This is a genomic window from Lewinella sp. JB7, assembly GCF_024297185.1.
Taxonomy (GTDB): domain Bacteria; phylum Bacteroidota; class Bacteroidia; order Chitinophagales; family Saprospiraceae; genus Neolewinella.
In genome coordinates this window covers 1-24823 of sequence record NZ_JANCTD010000002.1, presented here as the reverse complement: position 1 = coordinate 24823, position 24823 = coordinate 1, and the positions used below count along the sequence as shown (strand labels likewise).

Sequence of the window (24823 nt, the reverse complement as noted above, 5' to 3'; positions counted from 1 at the left end):
TTCACCAAATCGGCCACCAAGTTACGTTGCTCTTTCCAAGACAGGCCGCTCCCGCGTTCCCGCCCACTCGTCATGACGTCGCAAGCGCCTAACGAACATCCTGCACGCGGGGGGCGGTTCAGTAAAGTAAACGACATGGCAATCTATCTGCAAGCCGGCGGCTTCACCGACGATCTGTTCTGGATTCTGGGCGGGCTCATCGTACTGGGCATCGTGTACTGGGCCACCCGGAAAGCGCAAAACACCCAGCGGGCCAAGCACCTGAAAACAAACGACCCCTACCAGAATGTCGTCAACGACACCAGCTACAACATCAACCAGGAGGGCATCGACGGTCACCGGGACGAGGGCATGACGGCCCAGGAAGCCCAGCGTACCGTAGACGGTATGCACGAAACCGGACACGTACCCAGCGAGGAAGAATTTCACGAGCTGCGCAAGGACATGAAGAAGGACGAGTAGCGACCCGCGCGGCGGGCAACAATCCGGGGCGGCCGGGCGTCTTTATCCCCGATGAAGCAGCTCGACAAACTGTTGGCCAAGTCGTTCGTAGGTCCGTTCATCGTGACCTTCGGTATTGCGCTGTTCGTCCTGCTGATGCAAATCCTCTGGCTATACCTCGACGATATCGCGGGAAAGGGTCTGAGTTTTTTTCTGATCATGGAGCTGCTGGCGTATAAGTGCGTCGGCCTGGTGCCGCTGGCCCTCCCCCTGGCGCTACTCATCTCCTCCGTCATGGTCCTCGGTAACCTGGCCGAGCACTACGAACTGTCCAGTTTTAAGAGCGCGGGCGTATCGCTGCTGCGGGTGATGCGCACGCTGGTCGTCTTCGGCATTGTGAGCGCCGTGGTGTCCTACGCCTGCTCGGACTACATCATTCCCGCGGCCAATCTGCAGTTCGGTGCCCGGATGTACGACATCCAGCAAAAGAAGCCGACCCTCAACATGGAACCGGGGGTATTCAACGAGGACTTCAACCAATTTACGATCCGCCTGGGGGGGCGTAGCGACAATGGCCGCGACATCGATAACGTGCTCATCTACGACCACACGAAGGCCAACATCGGCGAATTGTCGGAGATCATTGCCGACCGGGGGGAAATGTTTTCCGCTGACCGGGGTAAGTTCTTCGTCATGCGCCTCTTCGACGGGCACCAGTACATCGAGCAGCGTCCCGGAGGAGCGAGCGGAAGGAACACCCCCTTCATGCGGACGAGCTTCGACAGCTACACCAAGATCTTCGACCTGAGTGAATTTCAGTTGCAGCAGCATGCGGCATCGCTGTTTTCCACCAACCGCAGCATGCTCTCGACCTGGCAGTTGCGGGAGGGGGTGGACTCCATCAACACCGACATTGCCGTCCGCAAACAGGCCCTCAGTAATCACCTGGTCGCCTACCTACCCCAGCTGCCCCGCGACACCGTCAAGTACCGCAATCAACTCACCGATCAGGAACTGACGGAGATGGCACGCCTCCGCATGATGGATTCCCTCGACGACGCGCGTAGTCTTGACGATATCGTAGCCGACGCGCAGGAGATCGACTCGGCTGCCGTCGAGCGGTCCGCGCACGAGGGCTTTATCGAGCGGGAGGTAACGGAACTCCCGGGACACGGGGCCTATCGCCGCGACAGTACCCTCTACGCCGCGGCCATGAATCACGAGGTGGTGAAAGCCGCCGACCCGTGGCCGGGACTGGAGGCCCTGCTCGCTACGGTGCCGCCGAGCGACCGGACGCGCATCTATAACCGGGCGCGTTCGAGCGTACGATCGGTGGTGGGCCAGGCCCAATCGGCCGTCCGCTTACTGCCCGGCATACAGGAGTCGCGGGTGAAGCACGTCTACGATATGCACATGAAGTACAGCATGGCGGTCGTATGCGTCATCTTCATCTTCATCGGGGCGCCCATGGGGGCCATCGTGCGCAAGGGGGGGTTCGGCTACCCGATCCTGGTGAGCATTATCTTCTTCGTGATCTTCATCATCCTCACCATTTTTTGCAGGAAGCTGGCGGAAAGTTTCGTGGTCAACGGCGTCTTCGCCGGCTGGATGCCCTGCTTGATCCTGTTTCCGGTGAGTCTGTGGATCACGCTGAGCGCAATGAACGACGCGAAGCTGGTGGACACGGACCGGATGTCGCAGGCCTACCGTCGGGCGAAGGACAGCCGCCGGGTTGCGGCCCTGCGCCGTATGGTAAGGAAGCCCTAATTGGCTACCTTCGCCCCATGCCGTTCACCCGCCGACATTTCACCCCACCGAGCCTGCGTCTACGGACTTTTCTGCGGGCCAACCGCTTCTTCCTCATTGGCGTCCTGCTCCTCCTACTGGGGTTTCTGTACCTCGTGGTGACGAACCAACAGGGAGACGAACTCATCGCCATCAACCAATTGCGGACCCCGACTTACGACCGGATCTTTATCGCCGGCACCCGTCTCGGGGAGCCCATCGCCTACATCATCGTTTTAATCCTGCTGCTTACGTACCGGGTACGCACCGCCATATTCTCGGTGGTTACGGGAGTGACCGTCGGCATCGTTACCGGGCTCCTCAAGATCTACTTTGCCCAGGCGCGCCCGATGCGGTATTTCTTCGACAATTTCGAGGAAACCTGGCATAGTCTGAACCTTTTCGAAGAGCCCATGCGCAACTGGGGCTACTCCAGTTTTCCGAGCGGGCATTCCGCTTCCGCCTTCGCGCTGTACAGCTTCGTTTGCTTCAACATCCGGCGGCCGAAGATTGCCATCAGCATACTGTGCTTCCTGCTCGCGGCAGAAGTCGCCTTCAGTCGTATGTACCTGCTGTATCATTTCCTGCGCGACGTGACCGCCGGTGCTTTTCTGGGACTACTCATCGCCATCGCCATGTTCTTTTTACAGTGGAAAATCTTCCCGGAGAGCAAGGTGTTGAACGATGGTCTGTGGTGGTCACGCAAACGTGAACTGCCCCCGGTAGAAGAAAACGTAACCCCCGACCAACCCGTATGAGTCCCAACCAACACACCCCCACCATTGCCGTAATCCGGGAGGAAAAACAACCCTCGGACGCTCGGGTCCCCCTGACTCCGAAGCAGGTGGCCGGTCTGATCCGGGCCGGCTACGACATCGTCGTTCAGCCCAGTCCCCACCGCTGTTACACCGACGAGGAATACCGCAAGTCGGGCGTGCCCCTGCGGGAGGACATCAGCGACCGGCAACTATTGCTCGGCATTAAGGAAGTCCCGATCGATCGCCTGATCGCCGGCAAGACCTACTGCAATTTTGCCCACGTCGCCAAATTCCAACCCTACAACCAGGGCTTGCTGCGGGCTCTGCTCGACAAGAAGATCACGCACATTGACTACGAATACCTGACCGACGACCAGGGCAAGCGCCTCATCGCCTTCGGCTACTGGGCCGGCATGGTCGGTGCGCACAACGGACTGTGGGCTTACGGCAAACGAACGAATGAATTCAGCCTGCCCCGACTGAAGGACCTCTACGATTACGCGGAAGCCAAACGCGTGTACGCGGACCTGAAGTTGCCCGAAAACCTACGGGTGGTACTGACGGGCACGGGGCGGGTAGGCGCGGGAGCAGCGCGGGTCCTGGGAGATGCCGGCCTCCAACGAGTCACCCCGGAAGAATTTCTGGACGGCGGCACCTCCGGCGCGGTATTTACGCAGTTGCCGGTAGAGAAATACGTCACCCACCCCAACGGCAAGGCGGTGAAGCGGCAGCACTTTTACGCCCACAGTGCTGAGTACGTCTCGGCGTTCGCACCCTACGCCCGCGTCGCCGATGTCTTCATCAACGGCATCTACTGGGACGGAAAGGCGCCGGCCTTCTTTACGAAGGAGGACATGCAACAGCCTGAATTCCGCATACGGACCATCGCCGACGTCACCTGCGACATTGCGCCGGCCGCCAGCGTGCCCTCGACCCTGAAGGCCTCCACCATTGCCGACCCGGTTTTCGGCTACGATCCAGACTCGGGCTCCGAGACCGCCCCCTATACGCCGGCCGGCATCGACGTCATGTCCATCGACAATCTCCCGAGCGAGCTGCCGCGCGATGCCAGTAAAGCATTCGGAAAGATTCTGATCGAACGTATCCTCCCCGAATTCAATCGTGCGGAGAGCGACATTCTACAGCGCGCCACCATTACCCACTTCGGTCAACTCGGAGATTCGTTCAAGTACTTGCGCGATTTTGCCGCCGGCATGCTCCTTCCTAACTCCTGACCATGCTCGTCAATCTCATTTCCGATACCGCTACCCAGCCGACCCCCGCAATGCTGGAGGCCATGTTCGCCGCCCCGGTCGGTGACGACGTATTCCGCCAGGATCCGACCGTGAACCAGCTGGAAGCGACCGTCGCGGACATGTTCGGCATGGAAGCCGCCCTCTTTTGTCCCTCCGGAACGATGACGAACCAGCTCGCCATCAAGTGCCACACCCGCCCGTTGGACGAAGTGATCTGCGAAGAGAAGAGTCACATCTACCAGTATGAAGGTGGAGTTTACAGCCTGCTGTCGAGTGTGAGTATGAACCTCGTGCACGGCGAACGCGGCAAGATCCTTCCCGGTCAGATCGATGCGGCCGTAAAACCGGAGTACGACTGGCTCCCCCGTACGCGTCTGCTCGTCGTCGAGAACACCTGCAACAAGGGCGGCGGCAGTATCTACACCATCGACGAAGCCGCCCTGCTGGTCCGGGAAGCCCGCGCCCACGGACTGGCGGTCCACCTCGACGGAGCCCGTCTCTTCAACGCCCTGGTAGAAACCGGAGAAACACCCCGGCAGTGGGGTACGCTCTTCGATACCGTGTCGCTGTGCCTGAGCAAAGGTTTGGGGGCCCCGGTCGGCAGCCTGCTGATCGGAAAGCAGTCCCTGATCGACGAAGCCCGCCGGTACCGGAAAGTGCTCGGGGGTGGTATGCGACAGGCGGGTTACCTGGCCGCGGCCGGCCTCTATGCGCTGGACCACCACGTAGACCGACTCGCGGAAGATAACGCCCGGGCACGCCGCCTGGCGGCGGCATTACGCGACCTGCCCGGCGTCGCCTCCGTCGCCGACACGGAAACCAACATCTGTATTTTCGACCTTCGCGACGAAACGGCCGCCACATTTCTCGAGCGCTTACGGGAACACGATATTCTGGCCACCGCATTCGGTCCGCGGACCGTTCGCTTCACGACCCACCTGGGCGTGACGGAAGAACAGATTGACTACGTTATCGATCGACTGTCACTACGCTCACCGCGGGCTGTTCCACCGGTACGTGGGTGATCGTATCTACCGGGCAAATGCTTTCGCAGAGCAAACAGGCGATGTCGCAGGGACGATCGACCGCAATGGTATCGAACGGGCTCACGAAGCCGGCTTCCTGGGGGCAGATCGCTACGCACGCGCCACAGTTGATGCAGGCATTCCAGCCGATGCTGAACAGGACGGGTTGTTGTTTGCTCATATCTTTTTGAATTCGGAAGTGGGGCTGAAGTAGCTTGACATCGTCGCGTATAGCTGACGATCGCGCTCGCCAATGTCCATATTGTGAAAGATACCGGTCTTGATCCCGTAGAGCTTCCACATCTTATCGCCCATGGCACCAAGCCAGGCGCGTTGGTAGGCTTCCAGCGCGCCGCCCTGCAGGGGTAGTCCGTCACCCAGGTGGCCGACGAGAAAATCGGCCGCGATTTTACCGCCCGCCACCGCGGTGTGTAATCCGCCCCCGGTGATGGGGTTGACGTGGCGGGCGGCATCGCCCACGAGGATCATGTTGTCCGCGAACTGGGTACGCAGGGGGGCGGCCAGCGGTACTCCCCCACCCTGTACCTCCAAAATGCGACTACCGGCGAAGCGGTCGCGGAAAAAGCTCTGGGTGATAAACTTGTCCAGATGCCAGCGTGCGGGTTTATCCGTCATCGTGGCAATGACGCCCAGTCCGATCTCGGCGTAGCCGTGGCCCTTCGGAAACACCCAGGCATAGCCACCGGGAGCCCACTCGTGGCCGGTGACGATCTCGAGCAGCCCCTCCGTTTCCACCCCGTCTACGATGAACTGCAGGCACCCCGCCAGTTCGGTGATCTTGATGTGGGTCTGCAGTCCGGCCCACTTGCCGACCTGGGATTGCAGTCCGTCGGCGCCCACTACGACGCGGGTGGTGAGTTCAATCGGCTGATTGTACCGCAGCAGGGACACCGTGCAGCTACCGTCCGGCCGGGGCCGGTACCCCAGCCCCTCCGTCTTCAGCCATACGTCTACACCGGCGCGTTCGGCCTGGGTCATCAGGTAACGGTCGAAGCGTCGACGGTCCACTACGTAGCCCAGCGGCTTTTTACCGGGCCCGGGTCCGTATTCGTCGCCCTTCAGTTGACGGTAATCGTGGACGGTCCGGTCACCGCGATCGTTGTAGATCGCGAAGCCGTAAATGGCTTCGTGAATGAATTCGGGATCCGGAGGAATACCGGCGGCAGCGAGCCCGTGTCCGCTGATAGCCCCTGAACACTGAATAGGAGCGCCCAACTCCTGCCGTTTGTCGATCAGCAGTACCCGCAATCCGGCGGAAGCGGCGAATCGGGCCGTGGTGGAACCGGCGGGTCCGGCACCGACGATAATAAGGTCGTAGTCTGTGGGGGGCATCTAGCGGAATTGTCTACCTCCAAACCCCCACTTGCGGGGAGTGTTCAACCCCCGCGCTTAGCCCTTTTTCCAGACCTGGAACCACCGTTTGCCGGCACGTTCCCGTTCTTCGCGGCGTTTTTCCCGTTGTTTGTCCCGCCGGCGTTTCTTGATTTCCCGCTCCTTGTCCTTATTCCAGAGGCTGTTGCGCTTACCGATCACGTAGCGCACGCTCACCGCGGTCTGGGTATTCAGCACCGAGGAGCCCCCGCTCACGTTCAGGGCAGGCTTGAAGTCGTAACTTAGGTTGACCTTGCCGACCGTGGCCTCCAGTCCCACGATGCCCGTCAATCCCTTGGGCCCGTTGAAGGTCTCGCCCGTTTCGGTATCGATCTCGTTGTTCCAGCCCGCATGAAGTCCCGCGCCGTAGAACAGATTAAGCCGGCGACTCAGTAGGGGTTGGTGCTGCTTGCCCAGCAGGGTAACCGTACCCTCGTCCGTTCCGATGGAGGAGGAAATGATGGATTCCACCACGAAGTTTTTGTGGATCTGCGGAAGGCGTAGCTGGGCGGTGGCCCCCCACTCCGTCCCGATGCGAATGCCCAGGGCGGCGTCGTAGGATTGGGCGCCCACGAGCGCGGGCAGCCACAGGAGTAAGAGTACGGACCAGTGCTTCATGGAAGCTATAACGCCGGTCGCGCGAGCTTTGGTTCACCCCCGTCTTCATCGTCCAGCCGCGCGGCCGCCACGAGTCGTTTGCCTACGTCGGTAGCCGGAGCGCGTAGAATATCGGTCGCACTGCCCTGCTCGACAATGCGTCCCTGATTCATTAACAGCACCCGATCGGCAAAGCGGACCACCTGGTGCAAATCGTGGGTAATGAAGAGAATTCCGATCCGATCCCGCAGACCGATCTGCTTCAGCAGCGCCTGTATTTCTTCCCGCAGGGGCAGGTCCAGACTCGCGACGGCCTCGTCGCAGATCAGGATGCGCGGTTTCGCGGCCAGCGCCCGGGCGATGACCACGCGTTGCCTTTCCCCGCCGCTCAGTTGGTGAGGGTAGCGCTCCAGGAAGCGTTCCGGGGCAAGATTGACCCGCCGGAGAAAGGCGGCAGCGTCCCCCGAGCCGTGCAACTTCGTTACTTCCCGCAGCGTAGCGCCCACGGACATCCCGGGGTTGAGCGATCCATTGACGTCCTGAAAAATGATTTGCGCTCCGGTCATTGTTCGGATGGTACGCCCCGTTAGCGTGGCCGGTTGCGCGAGGCCCTCGACCTGCAGGCTGCCGGATAAGGCCGGACGTAAGCCTACCATCCAGTGCGCGAGCGTAGTCTTGCCGCAGCCACTCGGTCCGATGAGCGCCAGCCACTCCCCCTCCGCGATCCGAAAAGAGCAACGGCTCACCGCGGGTTGCTCCCGTCCGGGATAGGTAACGGTAAGTTCGCGGACGTCCACCAGCACCCTGGCCGGGGTGGAACGGGCGAGCGGTCTATCCATAGATTCCACGGTGGTCGTTGGGGGAGGACCGATGGGAACTACCCGGTCGGCGATTCGTGTTAGCAGACGTGCGTCGTGGGTGATGAACAGCATGCCCATGCCAAGCTCACGGCGCAGGCGGTCCAGCAGGCGGACCATCTCGGTCTCCGTGATGGAATCGAGGGCGGTGGTCGGCTCGTCGGCGATCAGTAGCCGGGGTTCCCCGATGAGGGCCATTCCGATGAGGAGCCGTTGTAGTTCGCCTCCGCTGAGTTCGTTCGGTAGCGCCCGCATGATGCGGTCACCCAGTGGCGCCAACTCCACCCGTTCGAGCAGTTCGCTTACGTAGGACTTGGGATCCGGCATGTCGGGACGTAATCGGCGTACGGCCTCGCGCATTTGGCTACCGCAGCTGAGGACGGGGTTGAGGGCCGCCTGGGTTTCCTGAAAAACGAGTCCCATTTCCCGCCCCCGGAGGGCCGTGTACTGTCGGGCTCGCAGCGCGAGCAGGTCGACGCTTTCCCCCGATTTACGCCGGAATATCGCCCGCCCGCCCCGCACCCGCGCCCCCGCCGGCAGAAGCCCGAGAAGTGCCGCTGCCGACAGGCTTTTGCCGGCTCCGGAAGCACCGACGAGTCCCACGGTCTCACCGGGAGCGATGCTGAACGACAGTCCATCCACCACGGGTGCCCCCTCGCCGATAGCGATACTCAGATCAGTCACGTGGAGCAATTCCGTCACGGGGGTCAAGTTACCACTCCGGGACCGATGGGAGGAAGCGGTAATCCTCCGCCGCGTAATCAATGGCCGCCACGTACGATTCCCGCCCGTTGGAAATCATCAGGTAGGGCACCCGCAGCGGACCGTTGTAGTGGGCGGCCTGGCGGAAGGTATCGGTGGACAGCGGCACCCGGGGCGCCTTGCACTCCACGAGCAGGAAGGGGCGCATGTCCCGGTCAAACACCAGAATATCCGTTCGCCGGGGGTCGTCATTGACGCGTACGCCCCGCTCTACGGTGATCCGGTTACGGTTGTACTTCATGTCGCCGATCAGGAAATGCAGCAGGAGCTGACGGACGAATTCCTCGGGCTGCAGCACCAGCCACTTCTTGCGTACGTCGTCAAACACCAGCTTGCGATTGCCGTCGATCCGGACGGAGAGTTTGTTGGAAAAGCGCTCCAGACGGAGGTCAAGGGGACGGGGGGTGCTCACGGTAGGTATCGGCCAGGGATTGTAAACGGGGGAACAACACCAACAGGGTCCGGTTGATCGCGTCGTCGTATTCCCGCAGGCTTTCCTCCACTCCGTTAAGCAAATCCGGGCGGCTCAGGCGTGGACGCAGGCGCTCGAACACCCGGTGCATCCCCCGCGCCGTGGTGTACAGGTTGAGCCAGTCATCCTCCACCATTCCGGTCGCGTACCGCCGTGATCGCTCGGGCATCATCGGCGTTGCCGCCAACAGATTCCCGTAGGTAGACTGGGTGAACTCCGGGAAGGGTACGGATACGAACCGTTCCCAATTGCGGTACAGATAGTGATCGAAGGCAATATCGGAGATCACCCCGGCGTAGCGCCCGTGGCGGAGGTACAAAAGGCGATTTACCACCCGCACGTCGGAATCGCCGTCCGTGTACCGATCGATAGCCCGGTGCATCATCACACCCTGACGCACGGACGCGGGCAGCCGGTCGACCTCCCGGCCCCGCAACAGATCGCCGAGGTAGTTTCCTACCTGCAGGTCAGCCGAAAAATGTGAAAGCGTGAGATGGGCCAAAAAATTCAAACCTCCACCAGCTGAGACTTGAAGTAATTGTAAATGTCGAGCTGGGCCCGAAACTGACCGTCTTCGGGGCCGGCTTCCCGGTACTGATTTAGTTTATCCCGGCAAATATGGCGTGCGCGCTGGTTGTCCCGCCACTGAATGTCCATGATGCGCCGCAGTTCCAGTCGGATCAGGTGGTCGTAGATGGGCGTGACCACCTCCACCCGGCGGTACAGATTGCGGTTCATCCAGTCTGCGGAACCCATGTATACCTTTTCGTTGCCGTCGTTGCCGAAAATGAAGATACGGGCGTGCTCGAGAAAGCGGTCGATGATGCTGATGATCTGAATATTTTCGTCTTCGTCGGGGACCAGCCGGCAGATGCCGCGGACAATCAACCGAACTTCCACGCCGGCGCGGGCGGCCTGCCGCAATTTCTGGATCATGGTGGGCTCCTCCAGACTGTTCATCTTCAGGAACACGTACGCGTGCCCTCCGGAACGGGCGATGTCGATCTCCCGGTCGATCAGGTTCAGGAATTCCGATTCCAGGTTGAAAGGCGCCACGAGCAGGTGTTTGCAGCGGGGCAGGATCAGTTTCCCGCGCAGCAGATCGAAAACCCGCTCCACGTCCTTGCCCAGCCGTGGCCGACAGGTAAGCAGCGCGTGGTCGGTATAGAGTTTGGCGGTTTTCTCGTTGAAGTTGCCCGTACCAATGTAGCTGTAGTGCACGATGTCCCCCTCCGCCGTCTTCCGCTCGATGTGCAGTAACTTGGTGTGCACCTTCACGGCCGGGTAGCTGTACCGCACGTAGGCTCCCGCTTCCTTCATTTCCTTCCCCCAGTAAAGATTGCTGGCTTCGTCGAAGCGGGCCTTGGCTTCCACGAAGGCTTCCACCGTTTTCCCTTTCTCCAGCGCGTACAGCAAGTTCTGCACCACCTGCGATTTTTTCGCGACCCGGTACAGGGTGATGCGCAGTTTGGTCACTTCGGGGTGGTCGGCCGCTTCCCGGATGAGGTCCGGAATGTAGTCGTACTTCTGGTACGGAAAGCTGAGCAGGACGTCGGTTGCCTGTATGACCTGCATGAGACTTTCCGCTCCCTCCAGTTGGGGGTGCGGCAGCGGCGGCAGGGGTTCGTAGGCGAGATAGTCCCGGCCGGGGGGCAGGGGGAAGGTGAAGAAATCGTTGAAATTGTGGTAGCGCGCCCCCGGGATCATGTCGTACTTCGACAGTTGCAGGGCGGTCTTTAAGCGTTTAAGCATCCAGCTGGGCATGTCCCCGTCGTAGAGAAAACGGGTGGGCAGGCCCAGATCCCGGGTCTGTAGGCTGTGTTCGATCTTGCGCAGCAGGTCGCCGTCGAACTCATTGTCGATGTAGAGCTCCGCGTCGCGGCTAAGTTTGAAACTGTAGCCGAAATCCACGCGGCGGTCCATCCAGCGACCGAGGTTCGCCCGGATCACGCTATCGATGAAGATCACGTAGTAACCTTCCGGATCATCCGCGGGACTGGGAAGTACGACGAAGCGTCCGGTTTGCTTTACGGGAATGGGCACCAGAGCCACTTCTCCGGTTTCTTCGGCTTCGGGCTCGTTGAGGGAAACGGCAAGACAGAGTTGGCCGTCGTCGAGGAACGGCAGTTCGCTCTCGGCGTCCTCCTGCCCCTCGGGCGGCAGCCAGTGAAGTTCAAGATGGGGTTTCACGTTCTGGTCGAAGTACTCGGCCGCGAAGGCCCGCTGCTCGGTGCTCATCTGATCGGAGTGGATCAGGTGGATGTTTTCCTCCCGGAGTTGGGGCAGTATTTCTTCCCGGAAGATGCGGCCGAACTCCTCCTGCTGCCGGTACACCGTCCGGCGAATATCGCGCAGTTCCCGTTTCGGTTTGAAGTCGAACAGCTCCCGGCGCTCGTTCTTCGGCAGCTTCTTGAACTGACGCAGGGAGGAAACGCGCACGCGGTAAAACTCATCGAGATTCGCGCTGTAAATAGCCAGGAACCGGATGCGCTCGTAGAGGGGCACGCGCGGATCGGAGGCTTCCTGAAGCACCCGGAAGTTAAATTCGAGCCAGGAGGAATCGCGTTTGGTCAGTTCGGTAGGCAAGGCAGGAGAATTGTGTCCCAAGGTAGGTGTTAGGCGGGAACGCGGGTGCGGGGCCGGAGTTGTAAAGTGCAACGAAATTTGGAATCGCGCGTCGTGCCCCCCCGCTGCGAACAAACCGCCCGCCCGCGTATTACACCAGCAACCTAATTTTCCGATGAGACTGATGCAACACAAGCGGGAGGCCTTCTGGTTCTACCGCTACCTTTCAAATTTTTACGACAAGCTGGTCAATCCCCTGTTCTGGACGGCCCGCATGCGCGAAAAGTCGCTCGATATCGTCGACTGGTCCGCGGGCCGGCAACTGCAGGTGCTTGACGTGGGGTCGGGCACCGGCTTTACCACCCAGGGCATCGTCAAAAGAGTGCCCGCCCGCAACATCATCTGCCTCGACCAAAGTCCTCAGCAAATGGAACGGGCCATGGTCAAACCGGAGCTCGAGGATTGTCGTTTCCGTCTGGGCGACGCCGAGAACCTGCCCTTCGCCGACGACACCTTCGACCGTTACGTATCGGCCGGCTCCATCGAATACTGGCCTAACCCCCAGCGGGGCATCGACGAAGCCTACCGCGTCATTAAGGAGGGCGGTCAGGCCCTCATGATCGGCCCCATCGAACCCGCCAATCCCATCAGTCGCTTCATCGCCAACGCCTGGATGTTGTTCCCCCCGGAGAGCGATTACCACGCCTACTTCCGGACCGCCGGATTTACCGAGGTCGACTGGACCTACGTGCGGCCGCACTGGCAGGACAACGAACGCTACGCCATCGCGATCGTAGGCACTAAACCGGCTCCCGGTAAGCCCCCCGGCTACGCCGAACGCAAGGCGGCTACGGCGGTAGTCGAAGCCGAGCCCCGCGGCGGATGGCTGGGACGTAACCTGCTCCTCACCAGCCGCGTGCTGGTCGGATCGGCGGCCGGATTCCTCTTTATTCCCATGGCACTGCTCGCGCACGTCACCGCCCCCATCCGGGGCGTGGAGGGGGAAGTGGAACCCCTCAACCGGGAACAGAAAGCGGTGCTCATCGGACTGGGTGCCCTGACCGCCTTTTTCGTGGTCCGGGCCCTAACCCGCAAGCGCTGAGCATGCCCGCACTAAACGAACGGATTCAACAGTTTTACGACCAATCGACTCCCCTCTGGCTCAATACGTGGGGAGAGCAGATGCACCACGGCTACTACGGGCCGGAGGGCACGCGGCGGACCGACCACCGGCGCGCCCAGATAGACATGATCGAAGCGCTCCTCGAGTGGGGGTTGGCCCCCGCAACCGGCGTGCGACGTTTTCTCGACGCCGGGTGTGGCGTGGGGGGCAGTAGCCGGCACATCGCGGTGAGGTACCCGGAAGCGGAGGGCCTGGGCGTAACGCTAAGCCCCGTCCAGGCCGACCGGGGAAACGGTTATAGCCGCAAGGCCGGTCTCGGCGATCGCATCCAACTCACGGCCAAGGATGTGTACGCCCTGGACCCCGCCGTCGACGGGACCTTTGATCTGATCTGGAGCATGGAATCGGCGGAGCACATGGCCGATAAACAGGAACTGTTTGCCCTGTTCCGCCGCCTGCTGAACCCCGGTGGTCGGCTACTCATGGCTACCTGGTGCCACCGCCCCGAGCCCCCTTACCTATCTCCCGGAGATCAGTACTCGCTGCACAAGATCTGCGAACTCTATCACCTGCCCCCGCTGGTCAGTATTCCGGAGTTATCGGCGGCGGCGGGGCGAGCGGGCCTGAAGCACGTTCGGACCGACGACTGGTCGGTCGCCGTCGAACCGTTTTGGGGCGCGGTCATCCGTAGCGGACTCGATCCCCGCAACTGGCCGGGACTCGTCCGGGCGGGCATGGGCACGATTCGCGGTGCGTGGGCGATGCGGTACATGCGCCGCGGTTTCGCCACCGGGGCGATCCAGTACGGCGTGTTGTCCGCGACTAAGTAATCCCCTACCCCGCCTCGATCAGCTCCCGGGCGTTCTTCAGCGCGGCGTTGCTCGGCGGATTCTGGCTGAGCATGGTCGCGATGGCACGCACCCGTTCTTCCCGGTCCAGTTCCCGGACGCGGGTGATGGTCCGGTCGGCATCCTGCTTATCGGTCTTATAGACGAAATAGTGCCGGTGTGCCCGGCTGGCTACCTGGGGTGAGTGGGTGATCACTACCACCTGGTGGTGAGCACTCAGATCGGTCAGGATGCGGCCCATCTTTTGTGCGACGTCTCCGCTGACTCCGGCATCGATCTCGTCGAAAATCAGCGTAGGCAATTCCATCGCCGAGGCAACCAGGCTCTTGGTGACGAGAGCCAGCCGCGACATTTCCCCTCCGGAAGCGGCATCCTTAATGCTTTGCAGTTTGCCCCCCTTATTGGCGCTGAAGAGAAAACGCACCTCATCCAGACCATTGGGGCCGGGTTGTTCCAGGGGTCGGAAATCCACCTCCAGGCGGGCATTCGCCATACTGAGGTCGGCGAGTTGCTTACGGACGTTGGTCGCGAACTGGGGAGCCACCCGCTGGCGCTCCTTGCGTAGTGCGGTGCCCTGGCGCACCAGATCCGTCGTGAGCCGCTCCTGCTCCTTTTCCAGCTTGCCGATATTACCCCCCAGATCGGCGAAGTGACCCAGTCTTCCGGAAAGCTCTTCGTATACGGCGATCAGTTCCGGGTTGTCCTTGACCGCGTGTTTCGCGTGCAGGCGGTACAGAAGGTTCAGGCGTTCCTCTATTTCTTCCAGGCGGTTAGGGTTCACCTCGGTATCCTCCCCGAAGGCTTCGAGGTCGGAGGCGACCTCATCGAGCTCGAGGCGGATGCTTTCGAAGCGTTCGTTGATGGCCCGCAACTGGGGGTCGCCGGCGGCCAGGGGGGTCAGGCGCAAGGAGATGGCCATGAGCCGGTCGCTCACGGAGCTGTCCCCTTCAGTAAGGTAGTGAAAAGCGCCGGAGGTGAGTTGCTTGATCTCGTCGGCGTTGCTCAGCCGGTGGCGCTCGGCCTCCAGTTCCTCCTGTTCGTTGGCCTGCAGGGCGGACTCCTCCAGTTCGTTGACCTGGAATTCCAGAAACTCCTGCTCCCGGCGCGCCTGCGCCTGCTCCTCCCGCAGTTGGTGCAGCCGGCGACGCGTCTCCTGCAGGCGGGCGTAATCCTTGCGGTATGTTTTGACCGCCGCCCGCTGACCGGCCAGGGCGTCCAGCAGCTCGAGCTGGAACTCACTGTTGTTGATGTAGAGGGTATCGAACTGTTGGTGAAGGTCAATCAGGGTAGCACCGAGTTGTTGCAGCACCTTGAGGTTGGCGGGGGTATCGTTGACGAAAGCCCGGCTCTTCCCCGACGGGGTGATCTCGCGGCGAATGATGAGCTCGGGATCGTAGTCGAGATCATTGTCCTGAAAAAAGGACTCCAACTCGTAGGCGGCAATGTCAAAACGCCCCTCGATGATGCATTTCTGGCTCTCGTCGAACAGGGTCTTGGTATCGGCCCGCCCGCCCAGAATGAGGTTCAGCGCACCCAGCACGATCGATTTACCCGCCCCGGTCTCGCCGGTGATGATGCTCAGCCCCTGCGCGAAGTCTAGCGTGAGCTCTTCGATAATGGCGTAATTGCTGATGTGCAGCCGCTTGATCATATACGTTTTGTTGGAAAAGCCCAAATTTACAACCCATTCGGCGCCGACCGAAATGACCCGGACTAATTGTTTTTACTTACATTCACCGTACAACAAAGCACGCACGTATGAACTGGTGGCTGTACCCCCTCGTCGCACTCATCCCCCTTGCCGTCGGGTCGGTGTACTACAACGAACGGGTCGTCGGTGGCCTGTGGATGCGGGCAACCGGCCTCGACGCCGACAAGCTGGCGGGCGGTAATATGGCGGTAATCTTCGGAATGGCCTACTTGTTCAGTGTACTCATCGCGCTCGTGGTGCCCACGCTCGTCATTCACCAGGCGGGGATTGAGTCCCTGCTGGCCCACGTGGACGAATCCGTCGCTAATGAAGCCATGGCGGCACTGGACGATCTCGACGCCCGCCACGGCATCCTCGGTCTGCACCGCACCTTCGGCCACGGCTTTTTTCACGGGGTGCTCATCGCCGTCGTCTTCGTCGGTAGTATTCTAGGGATCAATGCGCTCTTCGAGCGCCGCCGCTGGAACTACGTGCTGATTCACGTGGGGTACTGGTCGATCACCCTCGGTCTCATGGGCGGGGTATTGTGTCAGTTTCTCGAGGTCAGCTAGTCTTTTGCCTTACCTAAAACCCCGTTTGTTAACATGCCTTCGCCCGGTGCCCCCAACCCGTGGTCCTATACCCGCCACCAACGCTTCGGCCTTCTCCTCCTGCTTTTCCTGATCGCCGGTCTGTACTGGATCGGACATACGTGGTCGCAAACTACCGGCCCCCACATCGTGGCCGATGACGAAGCGCTCTTCGCCGCCGCGCAACGCTTACGGTTACCCACCAAAAACGAAGGTACCGAGCCTAAGGAGGAAGCCTTCCGCTTCGATCCCAACCGGGTTACGGCCTCCGAGTTAGAACGGCTCGGTCTATCTGCCAGGCAAGCCGCCGCCTTCATCCGCTTCCGCGATAAACACCCCTTCCGTGCCCCGGAGGAGATCGGAAAGCTGTACGTCCTACAACCCGCACAGTCCAAGAAGCTAATTGCACTAGCCGATATTAATCATCTGATTACCAAATCAGTAAACAAGGAGATCTCTGATAACACTGCCGATCAAAGAGACACCCTCCACCGTCAGCGATTTACCTTTGATCCCAACACGTTGCCCGCCGACAGTTTGCGCCTGCTCGGTTTTACCGTCCGCGAAACCGAAGCCCTGCTGAAGTACCGCGGCTACCGCCCCCTCACCTTTCGCCAACCGGAGGATCTATTGCGGGTCCGGGCACTGGACAGTCAGCGGGTAAGTGAGCTGCTGCCCCTGATTGATATTGCCTTACCAAATTCCGCTGCATCCGCTTCCCCGCCCGTATCCACCCCCGTCGCGGTTGACATCAACACCGCTACGGCGGAAGAATGGGCTCAGCTTCCCGGCATCGGTCCCTTCCGTGCCCGGCAAATCGTAGAGTTCCGCGAGGCACTGGGTGGATTTGCGCGGCCCGAACAGGTTGGGGAAACCTACGGACTCCCCGACTCCGTGTTCACCGCGATTCATCCGTTCCTGCGCGCCAGCCCGATCACCCGCCCGCTGGCGATCAACCGACTGGAAGCCGACGCACTCGCCCGCCACCCGCTGCTGCGCAAACGGACCGCCGAGATCATCGTCCGCTACCGCGACAATCACGGAAGCTTCGACTCGGCGGAGGACCTAAAAAATGTGCGGGCGCTCTCCACCGAAACCCTCGATGCATTGTTGCCCTACCTCAACTTCGATCGATGACCCAGCTTTTCGACCTCATCGGCAATACGCCGCTGGTAGACCTTTCCGACCTCCAGGATAATCCCAAAATTCAACTGCTCGGTAAGCTGGAGGGCCAGAATCCCGGCGGTTCCGTCAAGGATCGCGCCGCTCTGAGTATGATCCGGGGTGCACGCGAGCGCGGTGAGCTCGCCGGAGGCAAACGCATTGTAGAAGCCACCAGCGGCAACACCGGCATTGCCATCGCCATGATCGCCGCCCGTTATGGTATCCCGGTGACCCTCATCATGCCGGAGAACAGCACCGAGGAACGGGTCAAATCAATGCGTGCCTACGGTGCCGAAGTGATCCTCACTCCCGCCGACCGCACCATCGAGTACAGCCGCGAACTGGCCCAGGAAATGGAGGACAGCGGCGACTACGTGCAGCTCAATCAGTTTTCCAACGACGATAACTGGCGTGCCCACTACCGCACCACCGGCCCGGAAATCTGGCGGGACACCCGGGGCCAAATCACCCACTTCGTCAGCAGTATGGGCACCACCGGCACCATCACGGGCACCGGTCGCTACCTCCACGAACAGTCGCCCACCGTGCGGATCGTCGGCGTGCAACCCACCGACGGCAGCAGCATTCCCGGCATTCGCCGCTGGAGTCCGGAGTTCCTGCCCGCCATCTACGACCCGGCCCAGGTAGACATCAAGCTCGACGTGAGCGAGGACGAGGCCACCGCTACCATGCACCGCCTGGCCCGGGAGTGCGGTCTGTTCGCCGGCACCAGTTCGGGGGGAGCCACCGCCGCCGCGCTGCGACTCGCCGCGACCCTCGACGAAGCCCTCATCGTCTGCATCATCTGCGACCGCGGCGACCGCTACCTGTCTACTCTCTGACCTCCGGCAGTACCCACGGCTTAGCCGACAGCCATTGCCACTCCGTAGTGGCCAAGTCGGTATCCGGGTCGATGAAGACGCCCATCTCCCGTCCGTTCAAGCGCACCTTAAAGTTACCGTACACCGCGACCTGCTGCCCCCGCCGGGCCCGCGTATCGCGGATGTGGTGGGCGAACTGAAGGATCATATCGGGGTGGGTGGCCATGCGCTGGTACTGTTCCTCCCGCAGGCTATCGGCCGGAATCACGGCCTCCTCCCGTTGCGTGTCCACGTCCACTACCCGGAAGAAACCACGGCCCTGTTTCGTCCGCAGCATCATGCGCCAGCTGTACCGGTGCCCCTCCTCCGACCAGTTCACGTCGGACCCAAAGAGGTAGCTGCGCAGCGGTAGAAAGACGTGCAAGGCCACTAAGAAAATAAGGGCGGCGGGGCGCGGGTGCCAGCCAATGGTCGCCGGGGCGCGCGTCCCAATCCGTGCGCGCCACCCCTCCCGCCAGCGGGCGATGATCCGTGATCGCTCGGAAAGCCAGCCTACGAATCGCAGCGGCCAGTCGGGCGCGAAGAACATGCTGGTGAGCACGAGCGACAGGTAGGGAAAGATGCCGATGTTGAAGATCAGGTGGTTCGTGGCGTGGAAGAAAACGAGCAGGCCCAGGGCCACCCATCGGAGCCGTCGGTGCAGCAGCAGGAAGGGTGCCAGCAGGTCAAGCAGCATCCCACCCCACGCCATAACGTAGGCGGTCGGTTTGAGGGCAAACAGAGGACCCAGCAGCGGCATATCCGCCCGCCGTTGCAGCCAGAGATGAAGCGGCATGGCCTCGATCAGCCAGTCGTAGTTGATCTTATTGATGCCCCCGAAGAAATACACCAACCCCATCAGCAACAGAAAGATGTACACGCTCCAGCGGGGGGCTACCGGTGACCAATCCTCGGGCCTGCGCCGTACGTCCAGCGACCACTCCCGCCACGCCGGCGTAAACACGAGCAGCCACGCCAGCCAGGTGAAGAGGTAAGCGTGATTCAGATAATGCGCCTTCTCGAGCAGGAACAGATAAGTGAAGCAGGCGGCGAACAGGGGCGCCGTGAGGCGAAATCGCCAGCCCAGAGCAACGGCGATACCCGCCAGGAATCCTACGACGAAGTAAAGGCTCATCCACGGCTCCGGCAATGACCGCACCCACTCGAAGCCGAAGTAGCGAAAGGTGAACCCGCCATAGGCATCGAGGTACCAGTGGTAGTAGATTCCGTTGCCGAGAATATCTCCCGCCCCCAGGATGCCGAGGGCGACCCGAAGCCACACGAGGGTATAGATCGGAACGTCATCCCGCACCGAAAGCCGTGAAACTCCCGCGACCAAGTTTACAAATGCCGTTCGGCGTGGTAGCTGCTCCGAACGAGCGGGCCGCTCTCCACGAAGTCAAATCCCTTCTCCATGCCAAGGGCCTTGTAGTGGGCAAAGGTGTCGGGAGTAACGAAGCTATCGACCGCGAGGTGCATGGCCGTAGGTTGGAGGTACTGACCGATGGTGACCACGTCGACGCCCACGGCGGCCAGGTCGTCGAGGATGCGCTCGACCTGTTCCTCCGTTTCTCCGAGACCGACCATGAAGCCCGTCTTCGTCCGCTTTCCGGCCTCCTTGATGCGCCGAAGCTCCTCAAGACTGCGGTGGTAGCGTCCCTGGGGACGCACCTTACGGTAGAGTTCCTCGACGGTCTCCATATTGTGGCTTACCACTTCCTGTCCGCCGTCGATCATCCGGTAGAGGGCATTCCAGTTGCCGCGCACGTCGGGGATCAGGGTTTCGATGGTCGTCTGGGGCGTACGGGCCTTGATCTGCCGGACGGTCTGGTACCAGATCTCGGCGCCGCGGTCCTTGAGTTCGTCGCGATTGACGGAAGTAAGAACGGCGTGCTTGACCTGCATGAGGTCGATCGCCTCGGCGACGCGGCGGGGCTCGTCTTCGTCGTATTCCGTCGGCCGGCCGGTCTTGACCGCGCAGAAGCTGCACGAGCGGGTACAGACGTTGCCCAAAATCATGAAGGTAGCGGTGCCGGCGCCCCAGCATTCGCCCATGTTAGGGCAGTTTCCGCTCTGACAGATGGTGTGCAACTGGTATTCGTCGACCAGTTTACGGACTCGCTTGTAGTCGGGTCCGATCGGTAATTTTACCCGCAGCCAGTCGGGCTTACGCTGGCGTTCGGCACGGGTGGGGGCAACGGGGAGGTCAATCATGGCGGGAGCGGGAATACGGGGTTGAGGGCGGAATTAAGCGGGGTACGCGTACGTACAACTACAAAAGTACCCACCTTTGGTTGAATGACCTGCCGCCGCGTCCGTTCGTCGAAAAAGGCCTGCCCTTCCCCGGCCTTCCCCTACATTTGGCCACTATGGATACGATGGAAAACATCCGGGTGGCGCTGCGCAGCGTTAACGCCAACTGGCTGCGGGCACTACTCACCACCCTGATCATTGCCGTGGGCATAATGGCCCTGGTGGGCATCCTCACCGCCATTGACGCGGCCATCTACTCCCTGTCCTCCAACCTATCCAGTCTCGGGGCCAACACTTTCGAAATTAACCGGACCCGGGAAACGGTCCGCTCATCCGGCGGGCGCGACCGGGGCAAACGATCAGAGCCGTTCACCTACGACCAGGCGATGACGTTCGCCGACGCCTACGAATATCCCGCCGACGTCAGCATCAGCTTTTTCGCCCGGGGCGCCACGGCGGTATCGTACGAGGACCGGGAAACGAACCCCAACGTTTCCCTCTACGGCATGACGACGAATTACCTCAACAGTAAGGGTTTCGAGATCGATGCCGGTCGCAACTTCACCAACCGCGAGGTCCGCGAAGGGGGGAACATCGCCATCCTGGGCTACGACCTCGTCGATGAATTATTCAATGGGAAGCCCCAGTTCGCCCTCGGTAAGGAAATAACGGCCGGGGGTATCCGCTACACCATCGTCGGCACGCTGAAGAGTAAGGGCGCCAGCATGACCAGCAACGATAAGCGCGTGCTGGTCCCACTGCAGTCCGCCAAGCGATTTTACGGCTCGAATCGGACGAACTACGACATTCTCATCGCCGTCCGGGACCCCAACGGCATCGACGCCGCCATGGCCGAAGCCACCCTCACCATGCGGCGGGTACGGGGTCTGCGGGCCGGACAGGAGAACGACTTTGAGGTCGAGAACAGCTCCGACCTAGTCAGCATCATCAAGGAAAACACCGTAACCCTCCGGCTGGCTGCCGTCAGCATCGGTATGATGACGCTGCTGGGAGCCGCTATCGGACTGATGAACATCATGCTGGTATCCGTCACCGAACGAACCCGCGAGATCGGCGTGCGTAAAGCGCTCGGAGCTACCCGGCGCAACGTGCTGTTGCAATTTCTCATCGAGGCGGTGGTCATTTGTCAGATCGGTGGACTACTCGGGATCGCCCTGGGCGTAGCGGCCGGCAACGCGGTCGTGTTGTTTACGGGGGGAGAGTTCCTGGTGCCGTGGTTGTGGATCGCCCTGGCCCTGGTGGTGTGTACCGTGGTCGGTTTACTGTCCGGTCTGTACCCCGCCATGCGGGCGGCCGCCCTCGATCCGATCGAGTCGTTGCGGTATGAATAATCCGGGTGGGATCGTGTTATATTGACCGCCATGCCGAACCAGGTCACCTACCGTGTTTTCGATTTCCTGAAGGAGATCGAGCCCTTCAGCTACCTCGACCAGGAGGCCCTGCTCCGGGTAGCGGCGCGGGTGGAGGTCCGCTACCAACCTCCGGGTACCGTCGTCTTCCGACCGGGGGAGCCGCCCCGCGACCGCTTCTTCGTCGTCAAGGAAGGTACCATCGAACTCTACAGCGAGGATCAGGACGGCAATGAACTGCTCATCGAACGCTGCGGGGAGGGCGAGATCTTTGGTATACGGCCCCTACTGGCCGAGGATAACTACGTGTTTCTCGCCCGCGCCGCCGAGGAGAGCCTGCTCTACGCGGTTAACAGCGAGGGTTTCCGGGATCTTATCACCAATTACCCCCGGGTACTGGAGTACCTCATGACGAGTATGGCCGGCAGCAGTCGCTACGCGGTCGAATACCGTGCATCCACCTCCCCCGCTAGGGTCGATCGGCGGCACTCTGCCAGTAGTCCCGACCTCCAATCGCTACAGTCGGTGCAACAATCGCGAGAGCCCGTCGTCTGTGGCCCCGACGAAAGCATTATTAATGCGGCTCGCACCATGACGGAGCACGGCGTGGGATCGATCGTCATCGTAGATACGGAACGCCGCCCAGTAGGTATCGTCACGGATCGCGATTTACGGCGGAGCGTAGCTACGGCCGTCGTAAGCCGACAGGCCGCTGTATCGACGATCATGTCGAAGCCGGTCCTGTGCATCGCCGCCGGCGCGTCCATAGCCGATATTCAGATTCGCATGCTGCGGTCGGGCTACCATCATCTTGTTTTGACGGAGGACGGCACCGATAAGTCACCCGTCACCGGGGTGGTCAGCGAGCACGACCTGCTGCTGGCGCAAGGGAACAGTCCGGCGGTACTCATCCAGGAAATAAGCCGGGCCCGGTCGTCCCGCTACCTCCGGGAACTCCGCGACCGCGCCGAACGTATCCTGGCGGGCTACCTCGAAAAGCAGGTCGCAATCTCCCACATCACCGCGGTGATGACCCAAATTAACGACGAGATCATCCGCAAGTGCATGAAACTGGCGCTGGCGAGGATGCAGGCCGACGGACACGGGAACCCACCCGCGCTCTTCGACTGGCTCGCCCTCGGCAGTCAGGGGCGCGGCGAACAACTGCTGCGTACCGACCAGGATAACGCACTCATTTTCGAGGACGTCCCGGAGGCAAAGTATAACACGGTAAAGGCCTATTTTCTCAAACTGGCGGATTTCGTCACCGAATTCCTCAACGACGCGGGCTATCAGTACTGCGACGGCGACATGATGGCCAGTAACCCGAAGTGGTGCCTCAGCGTAAGTAAGTGGAAGGAGCAGTTCAGCCACTGGATGCACGAGAATACGGCGGAGAACATGCTGAACACCTCCATCTTCTTCGATTACCGGGGGGTGTGGGGCGACGGAAGCTTACCCGACAAATTGACCACTCACATATTTGACGAGATGGCCAGCCAGTCTACCCGTTTCCAGGCCTCCCTGGCCCAGGCTGCCCTCCAGAATCCCAGTCCACTGACATTTTTCCGCAACTTCGTTGTCGAACGGTCGGGAGAACACAAGGACCAGTTCGACCTTAAAGCCCGCGCCATGCGCCCACTCACCGACGCCGCCCGCGTCCTCATCCTGCAGGCCCGCAAGGGCAATGTAAACAATACCTTCCGCCGCTACGAAGCGCTGGCCGAGATCGAGCCCCAGAATGCTGATCTCTACCGGGAAGCCGCCGAAGCCTACGAAGTGCTGATCCGGCTTCGGGCCGACATCGGACTGAAGCGGGGAGATAGTGGCCGCTTCATCAAACCGGAGGAACTATCGCAAGTACAGCGCCTGCTGCTACGCAACAGCTTCAATCCGGTCAAGGAAATCCAGCAGTTGCTGGAAATTCGCTTCCAACTAAATTTCCTGCGGTAATGGAAGGAAAGGAATGGTTCAGCAAGCTCCGCAACAAACTATCCGGCAGCGACGGAAGTGCTGCTCAGTGGCCCGACTGGTACTGCCACTACCGCCAGCGAACGGCGAATCCGCCCGCTCCGCTCAGCGCCGTCAGCAGTCTGTCCATCGTAGTCCTGGATGCCGAAACCACCGGCCTGGACGTGCGTGTAGACCGGATTCTCTGCCTGGGGGCCCTCCGCGTTCACGGCAACAGTATCAGCCTGGGGGAGAAGTTTGAGGCCTACCTCCCTACCCCACCCGGCTGCGACGCTAAACCCGCCGTCTCGATCCACGGCATCATCCCCAACTCCCACCGTTACTCTTACGTAGAAGAACCCAAATTACTGGCTGACCTCCTCGAATACCTGGGAGACTCCATCATCGTGGGCCACCACATCGGTTTCGACATCGAAATGATCAACCGCAGCCTACTACGCAACGGAGCGGCTCCACTCGTAAACCGCGTGATCGACACCGGCATACTCGCCAAACGGCTCCGCCCCTCCGGCTACTGGACCCCCGAGAACGACTATTCCCTCGATGCACTCGCCCGTCGCTACCGCATCCCCCTCTCCGATCGGCACACCGCCCTCGGCGACTGCTACATTACCGCCGTCCTCTGGCTTAAGTTACTCACCCGCCTTACGGTCAAACTGGGCCGGGAACTTCGGCTGGAAGACTTGGAGTAGGGTTTGGGCTGTTAGTAGGTTAGTAGGTTGGTAGAATAGTAGGTTAGTCAATTAGTAGGTTAGTTGGTTAGGCGGTTAGGGTTTTAGTTAATCAGTAGGTTAGTTGGGTTATACGTTTGACATTGCTAGCATTGCAGCGTGTAGATGACACATGGTGCTATATTACAGGCATTTGCGCATCCTCACTTCTACGCCTAGACCAATAGAATACCGAAATCATATCGTTTCCTGAAGGTGCTCAAAATATTAGACAGCAGCTTCGCTGAAAGCCTGATTAGTTGAGGTGTTTCGTTTTTAACGCGTAGGCCTGCCGGACCGTTAGGCCCTTTAGCGTAGTATGGATGCGGTTCGT

The 24823-nt window shown here is 60.8% G+C and carries 23 protein-coding genes; 13 read left to right on the top strand and 10 right to left on the bottom strand.

Annotated elements, in window-relative coordinates; all coding sequences use genetic code 11:
- Positions 1–135 precede the first annotated feature (135 nt).
- The 5 genes from NMA52_RS03725 to NMA52_RS03705 are packed head-to-tail and all read left to right on the top strand — an operon-like array spanning position 136 to position 5265.
- Complete coding sequence (locus tag NMA52_RS03725) at positions 136–462, top strand: hypothetical protein (RefSeq protein ID WP_254826299.1); 327 nt, start codon at positions 136–138, stop codon at positions 460–462.
- A gap of 51 nt (positions 463–513) precedes the next feature.
- The gene (locus NMA52_RS03720; protein WP_254826298.1) at positions 514–2208 is read left to right on the top strand and encodes an LptF/LptG family permease; all 1695 of its coding nucleotides are present in this window, start codon (positions 514–516) and stop codon (positions 2206–2208) included.
- A gap of 17 nt (positions 2209–2225) precedes the next feature.
- Positions 2226–2984, top strand: coding sequence for a phosphatase PAP2 family protein (locus NMA52_RS03715; protein ID WP_254826297.1), 759 nt, complete (start codon positions 2226–2228; stop codon positions 2982–2984).
- Positions 2981–4219, top strand: coding sequence for an NAD(P)-dependent oxidoreductase (locus NMA52_RS03710; protein WP_254826296.1), 1239 nt, complete (start codon positions 2981–2983; stop codon positions 4217–4219). Before NMA52_RS03715 ends, NMA52_RS03710 begins: the two co-directional genes overlap by 4 nt.
- Positions 4220–4221: 2 nt before the next feature.
- Complete coding sequence (locus NMA52_RS03705) at positions 4222–5265, top strand: low specificity L-threonine aldolase (RefSeq protein WP_254826295.1); 1044 nt, start codon at positions 4222–4224, stop codon at positions 5263–5265.
- On the opposite strand, the gene NMA52_RS03700 is transcribed toward NMA52_RS03705, so the two are convergent.
- The 7 genes from NMA52_RS03700 to ppk1 are packed head-to-tail and all read right to left on the bottom strand — an operon-like array spanning position 5210 to position 11931.
- Complete coding sequence (locus NMA52_RS03700) at positions 5210–5446, bottom strand: 4Fe-4S binding protein (RefSeq protein ID WP_254826294.1); 237 nt, start codon at positions 5444–5446, stop codon at positions 5210–5212. The two genes, NMA52_RS03705 and NMA52_RS03700, sit on opposite strands and share 56 nt — an antisense overlap.
- The gene (locus NMA52_RS03695) at positions 5443–6618 is read right to left on the bottom strand and encodes an NAD(P)/FAD-dependent oxidoreductase (RefSeq protein ID WP_254826293.1); all 1176 of its coding nucleotides are present in this window, start codon (positions 6616–6618) and stop codon (positions 5443–5445) included. Before NMA52_RS03695 ends, NMA52_RS03700 begins: the two co-directional genes overlap by 4 nt.
- Before the next feature lie 57 nt (positions 6619–6675).
- Positions 6676–7275: a hypothetical protein gene (locus NMA52_RS03690; protein ID WP_254826292.1), complete on the bottom strand. Its 600-nt coding sequence runs from the start codon at positions 7273–7275 to the stop codon at positions 6676–6678.
- 5 nt (positions 7276–7280) lie between these two features.
- Positions 7281–8813, bottom strand: coding sequence for an ATP-binding cassette domain-containing protein (locus NMA52_RS03685; RefSeq protein WP_254826291.1), 1533 nt, complete (start codon positions 8811–8813; stop codon positions 7281–7283).
- A 10-nt stretch (positions 8814–8823) separates the two neighbouring features.
- Positions 8824–9285 carry a type I restriction enzyme HsdR N-terminal domain-containing protein gene (locus NMA52_RS03680; RefSeq protein WP_254826290.1) on the bottom strand — a complete coding sequence of 154 codons (462 nt, stop codon included), beginning with the start codon at positions 9283–9285 and terminating at the stop codon, positions 8824–8826.
- Positions 9263–9847, bottom strand: coding sequence for an ACP phosphodiesterase (locus NMA52_RS03675; protein WP_254826289.1), 585 nt, complete (start codon positions 9845–9847; stop codon positions 9263–9265). Before NMA52_RS03675 ends, NMA52_RS03680 begins: the two co-directional genes overlap by 23 nt.
- Before the next feature lie 5 nt (positions 9848–9852).
- Positions 9853–11931, bottom strand: coding sequence for a polyphosphate kinase 1 (gene ppk1, locus NMA52_RS03670; RefSeq protein ID WP_254826288.1), 2079 nt, complete (start codon positions 11929–11931; stop codon positions 9853–9855).
- 154 nt (positions 11932–12085) lie between these two features.
- Between ppk1 and NMA52_RS03665 the strand changes: the two genes are divergently transcribed.
- Together NMA52_RS03665 and NMA52_RS03660 are read left to right on the top strand one after the other, a co-directional pair.
- Complete coding sequence (locus NMA52_RS03665) at positions 12086–13012, top strand: methyltransferase domain-containing protein (protein ID WP_254826287.1); 927 nt, start codon at positions 12086–12088, stop codon at positions 13010–13012.
- Between the two features lie 2 nt (positions 13013–13014).
- A complete protein-coding gene (locus NMA52_RS03660; RefSeq protein ID WP_254826286.1) occupies positions 13015–13863 on the top strand; it encodes a methyltransferase domain-containing protein in 849 nt (282 codons plus the stop codon).
- Between the two features lie 4 nt (positions 13864–13867).
- Here NMA52_RS03660 and recN read toward each other — a convergent pair whose 3' ends face one another.
- Positions 13868–15532 (bottom strand): DNA repair protein RecN, encoded by a 1665-nt coding sequence (gene recN, locus NMA52_RS03655; RefSeq protein WP_254826285.1) that lies wholly within the window; start codon positions 15530–15532, stop codon positions 13868–13870.
- Positions 15533–15639: 107 nt separating this feature from the next.
- On the opposite strand from recN, the gene NMA52_RS03650 reads away from it, so the two are divergent.
- From NMA52_RS03650 to cysM, 3 genes are read left to right on the top strand one after another with little or no spacing between them, the layout of a single operon-like run.
- A complete protein-coding gene (locus NMA52_RS03650; protein WP_254826284.1) occupies positions 15640–16143 on the top strand; it encodes a DUF1761 domain-containing protein in 504 nt (167 codons plus the stop codon).
- Between the two features lie 33 nt (positions 16144–16176).
- Positions 16177–17298 carry a helix-hairpin-helix domain-containing protein gene (locus NMA52_RS03645; RefSeq protein WP_254826283.1) on the top strand — a complete coding sequence of 374 codons (1122 nt, stop codon included), beginning with the start codon at positions 16177–16179 and terminating at the stop codon, positions 17296–17298.
- Positions 17295–18167 (top strand): cysteine synthase CysM, encoded by an 873-nt coding sequence (gene cysM, locus NMA52_RS03640; protein WP_254826282.1) that lies wholly within the window; start codon positions 17295–17297, stop codon positions 18165–18167. The genes NMA52_RS03645 and cysM overlap by 4 nt, the downstream gene beginning before the upstream one ends.
- Here cysM and NMA52_RS03635 read toward each other — a convergent pair.
- Both NMA52_RS03635 and lipA read right to left on the bottom strand, forming a co-directional pair.
- Entirely contained in the window at positions 18157–19497 is a 1341-nt protein-coding gene (locus NMA52_RS03635) for an HTTM domain-containing protein (RefSeq protein WP_254826281.1), read from the bottom strand. The two genes, cysM and NMA52_RS03635, sit on opposite strands and share 11 nt — an antisense overlap.
- Positions 19498–19526: 29 nt before the next feature.
- Positions 19527–20399 (bottom strand): lipoyl synthase, encoded by an 873-nt coding sequence (lipA, locus tag NMA52_RS03630; protein WP_254826280.1) that lies wholly within the window; start codon positions 20397–20399, stop codon positions 19527–19529.
- Positions 20400–20554: 155 nt separating this feature from the next.
- Here lipA and NMA52_RS03625 point away from each other — a divergent pair, with 155 nt between their 5' ends.
- The 3 genes from NMA52_RS03625 to NMA52_RS03615 are packed head-to-tail and all read left to right on the top strand — an operon-like array spanning position 20555 to position 24471.
- A complete protein-coding gene (locus NMA52_RS03625; RefSeq protein WP_254826279.1) occupies positions 20555–21790 on the top strand; it encodes an ABC transporter permease in 1236 nt (411 codons plus the stop codon).
- 30 nt (positions 21791–21820) lie between these two features.
- On the top strand, positions 21821–23761 hold the full coding sequence (locus NMA52_RS03620) for a DUF294 nucleotidyltransferase-like domain-containing protein (RefSeq protein WP_254826278.1): 1941 nt from the start codon (positions 21821–21823) through the stop codon (positions 23759–23761).
- Positions 23761–24471, top strand: a complete 711-nt coding sequence (locus NMA52_RS03615) for a PolC-type DNA polymerase III (RefSeq protein WP_254826277.1) — start codon at positions 23761–23763, stop codon at positions 24469–24471. Before NMA52_RS03620 ends, NMA52_RS03615 begins: the two co-directional genes overlap by 1 nt.
- Positions 24472–24823: the final 352 nt, after the last annotated feature.

Excerpts from the sequence above, each read along its gene's own strand:
- NMA52_RS03700 (WP_254826294.1), bottom strand. The coding sequence starts at position 5,446 with ATGAGCAAACAACAACCCGTCCTGTTCAGCATCGGCTGGAATGCCTGC.
- NMA52_RS03705 (WP_254826295.1), top strand. The coding sequence starts at position 4,222 with ATGCTCGTCAATCTCATTTCCGATACCGCTACCCAGCCGACCCCCGCA.
- lipA (WP_254826280.1), bottom strand. The coding sequence starts at position 20,399 with ATGATTGACCTCCCCGTTGCCCCCACCCGTGCCGAACGCCAGCGTAAG.
- NMA52_RS03650 (WP_254826284.1), top strand. The coding sequence starts at position 15,640 with ATGAACTGGTGGCTGTACCCCCTCGTCGCACTCATCCCCCTTGCCGTC.
- NMA52_RS03660 (WP_254826286.1), top strand. The coding sequence starts at position 13,015 with ATGCCCGCACTAAACGAACGGATTCAACAGTTTTACGACCAATCGACT.
- NMA52_RS03625 (WP_254826279.1), top strand. The coding sequence starts at position 20,555 with ATGGATACGATGGAAAACATCCGGGTGGCGCTGCGCAGCGTTAACGCC.
- NMA52_RS03715 (WP_254826297.1), top strand. The coding sequence starts at position 2,226 with ATGCCGTTCACCCGCCGACATTTCACCCCACCGAGCCTGCGTCTACGG.
- NMA52_RS03645 (WP_254826283.1), top strand. The coding sequence starts at position 16,177 with ATGCCTTCGCCCGGTGCCCCCAACCCGTGGTCCTATACCCGCCACCAA.
- NMA52_RS03615 (WP_254826277.1), top strand. The coding sequence starts at position 23,761 with ATGGAAGGAAAGGAATGGTTCAGCAAGCTCCGCAACAAACTATCCGGC.
- NMA52_RS03695 (WP_254826293.1), bottom strand. The coding sequence starts at position 6,618 with ATGCCCCCCACAGACTACGACCTTATTATCGTCGGTGCCGGACCCGCC.
- NMA52_RS03720 (WP_254826298.1), top strand. The coding sequence starts at position 514 with ATGAAGCAGCTCGACAAACTGTTGGCCAAGTCGTTCGTAGGTCCGTTC.
- NMA52_RS03725 (WP_254826299.1), top strand. The coding sequence starts at position 136 with ATGGCAATCTATCTGCAAGCCGGCGGCTTCACCGACGATCTGTTCTGG.
- cysM (WP_254826282.1), top strand. The coding sequence starts at position 17,295 with ATGACCCAGCTTTTCGACCTCATCGGCAATACGCCGCTGGTAGACCTT.
- NMA52_RS03710 (WP_254826296.1), top strand. The coding sequence starts at position 2,981 with ATGAGTCCCAACCAACACACCCCCACCATTGCCGTAATCCGGGAGGAA.
- recN (WP_254826285.1), bottom strand. The coding sequence starts at position 15,532 with ATGATCAAGCGGCTGCACATCAGCAATTACGCCATTATCGAAGAGCTC.
- NMA52_RS03665 (WP_254826287.1), top strand. The coding sequence starts at position 12,086 with ATGAGACTGATGCAACACAAGCGGGAGGCCTTCTGGTTCTACCGCTAC.
- NMA52_RS03690 (WP_254826292.1), bottom strand. The coding sequence starts at position 7,275 with ATGAAGCACTGGTCCGTACTCTTACTCCTGTGGCTGCCCGCGCTCGTG.
- NMA52_RS03620 (WP_254826278.1), top strand. The coding sequence starts at position 21,821 with ATGCCGAACCAGGTCACCTACCGTGTTTTCGATTTCCTGAAGGAGATC.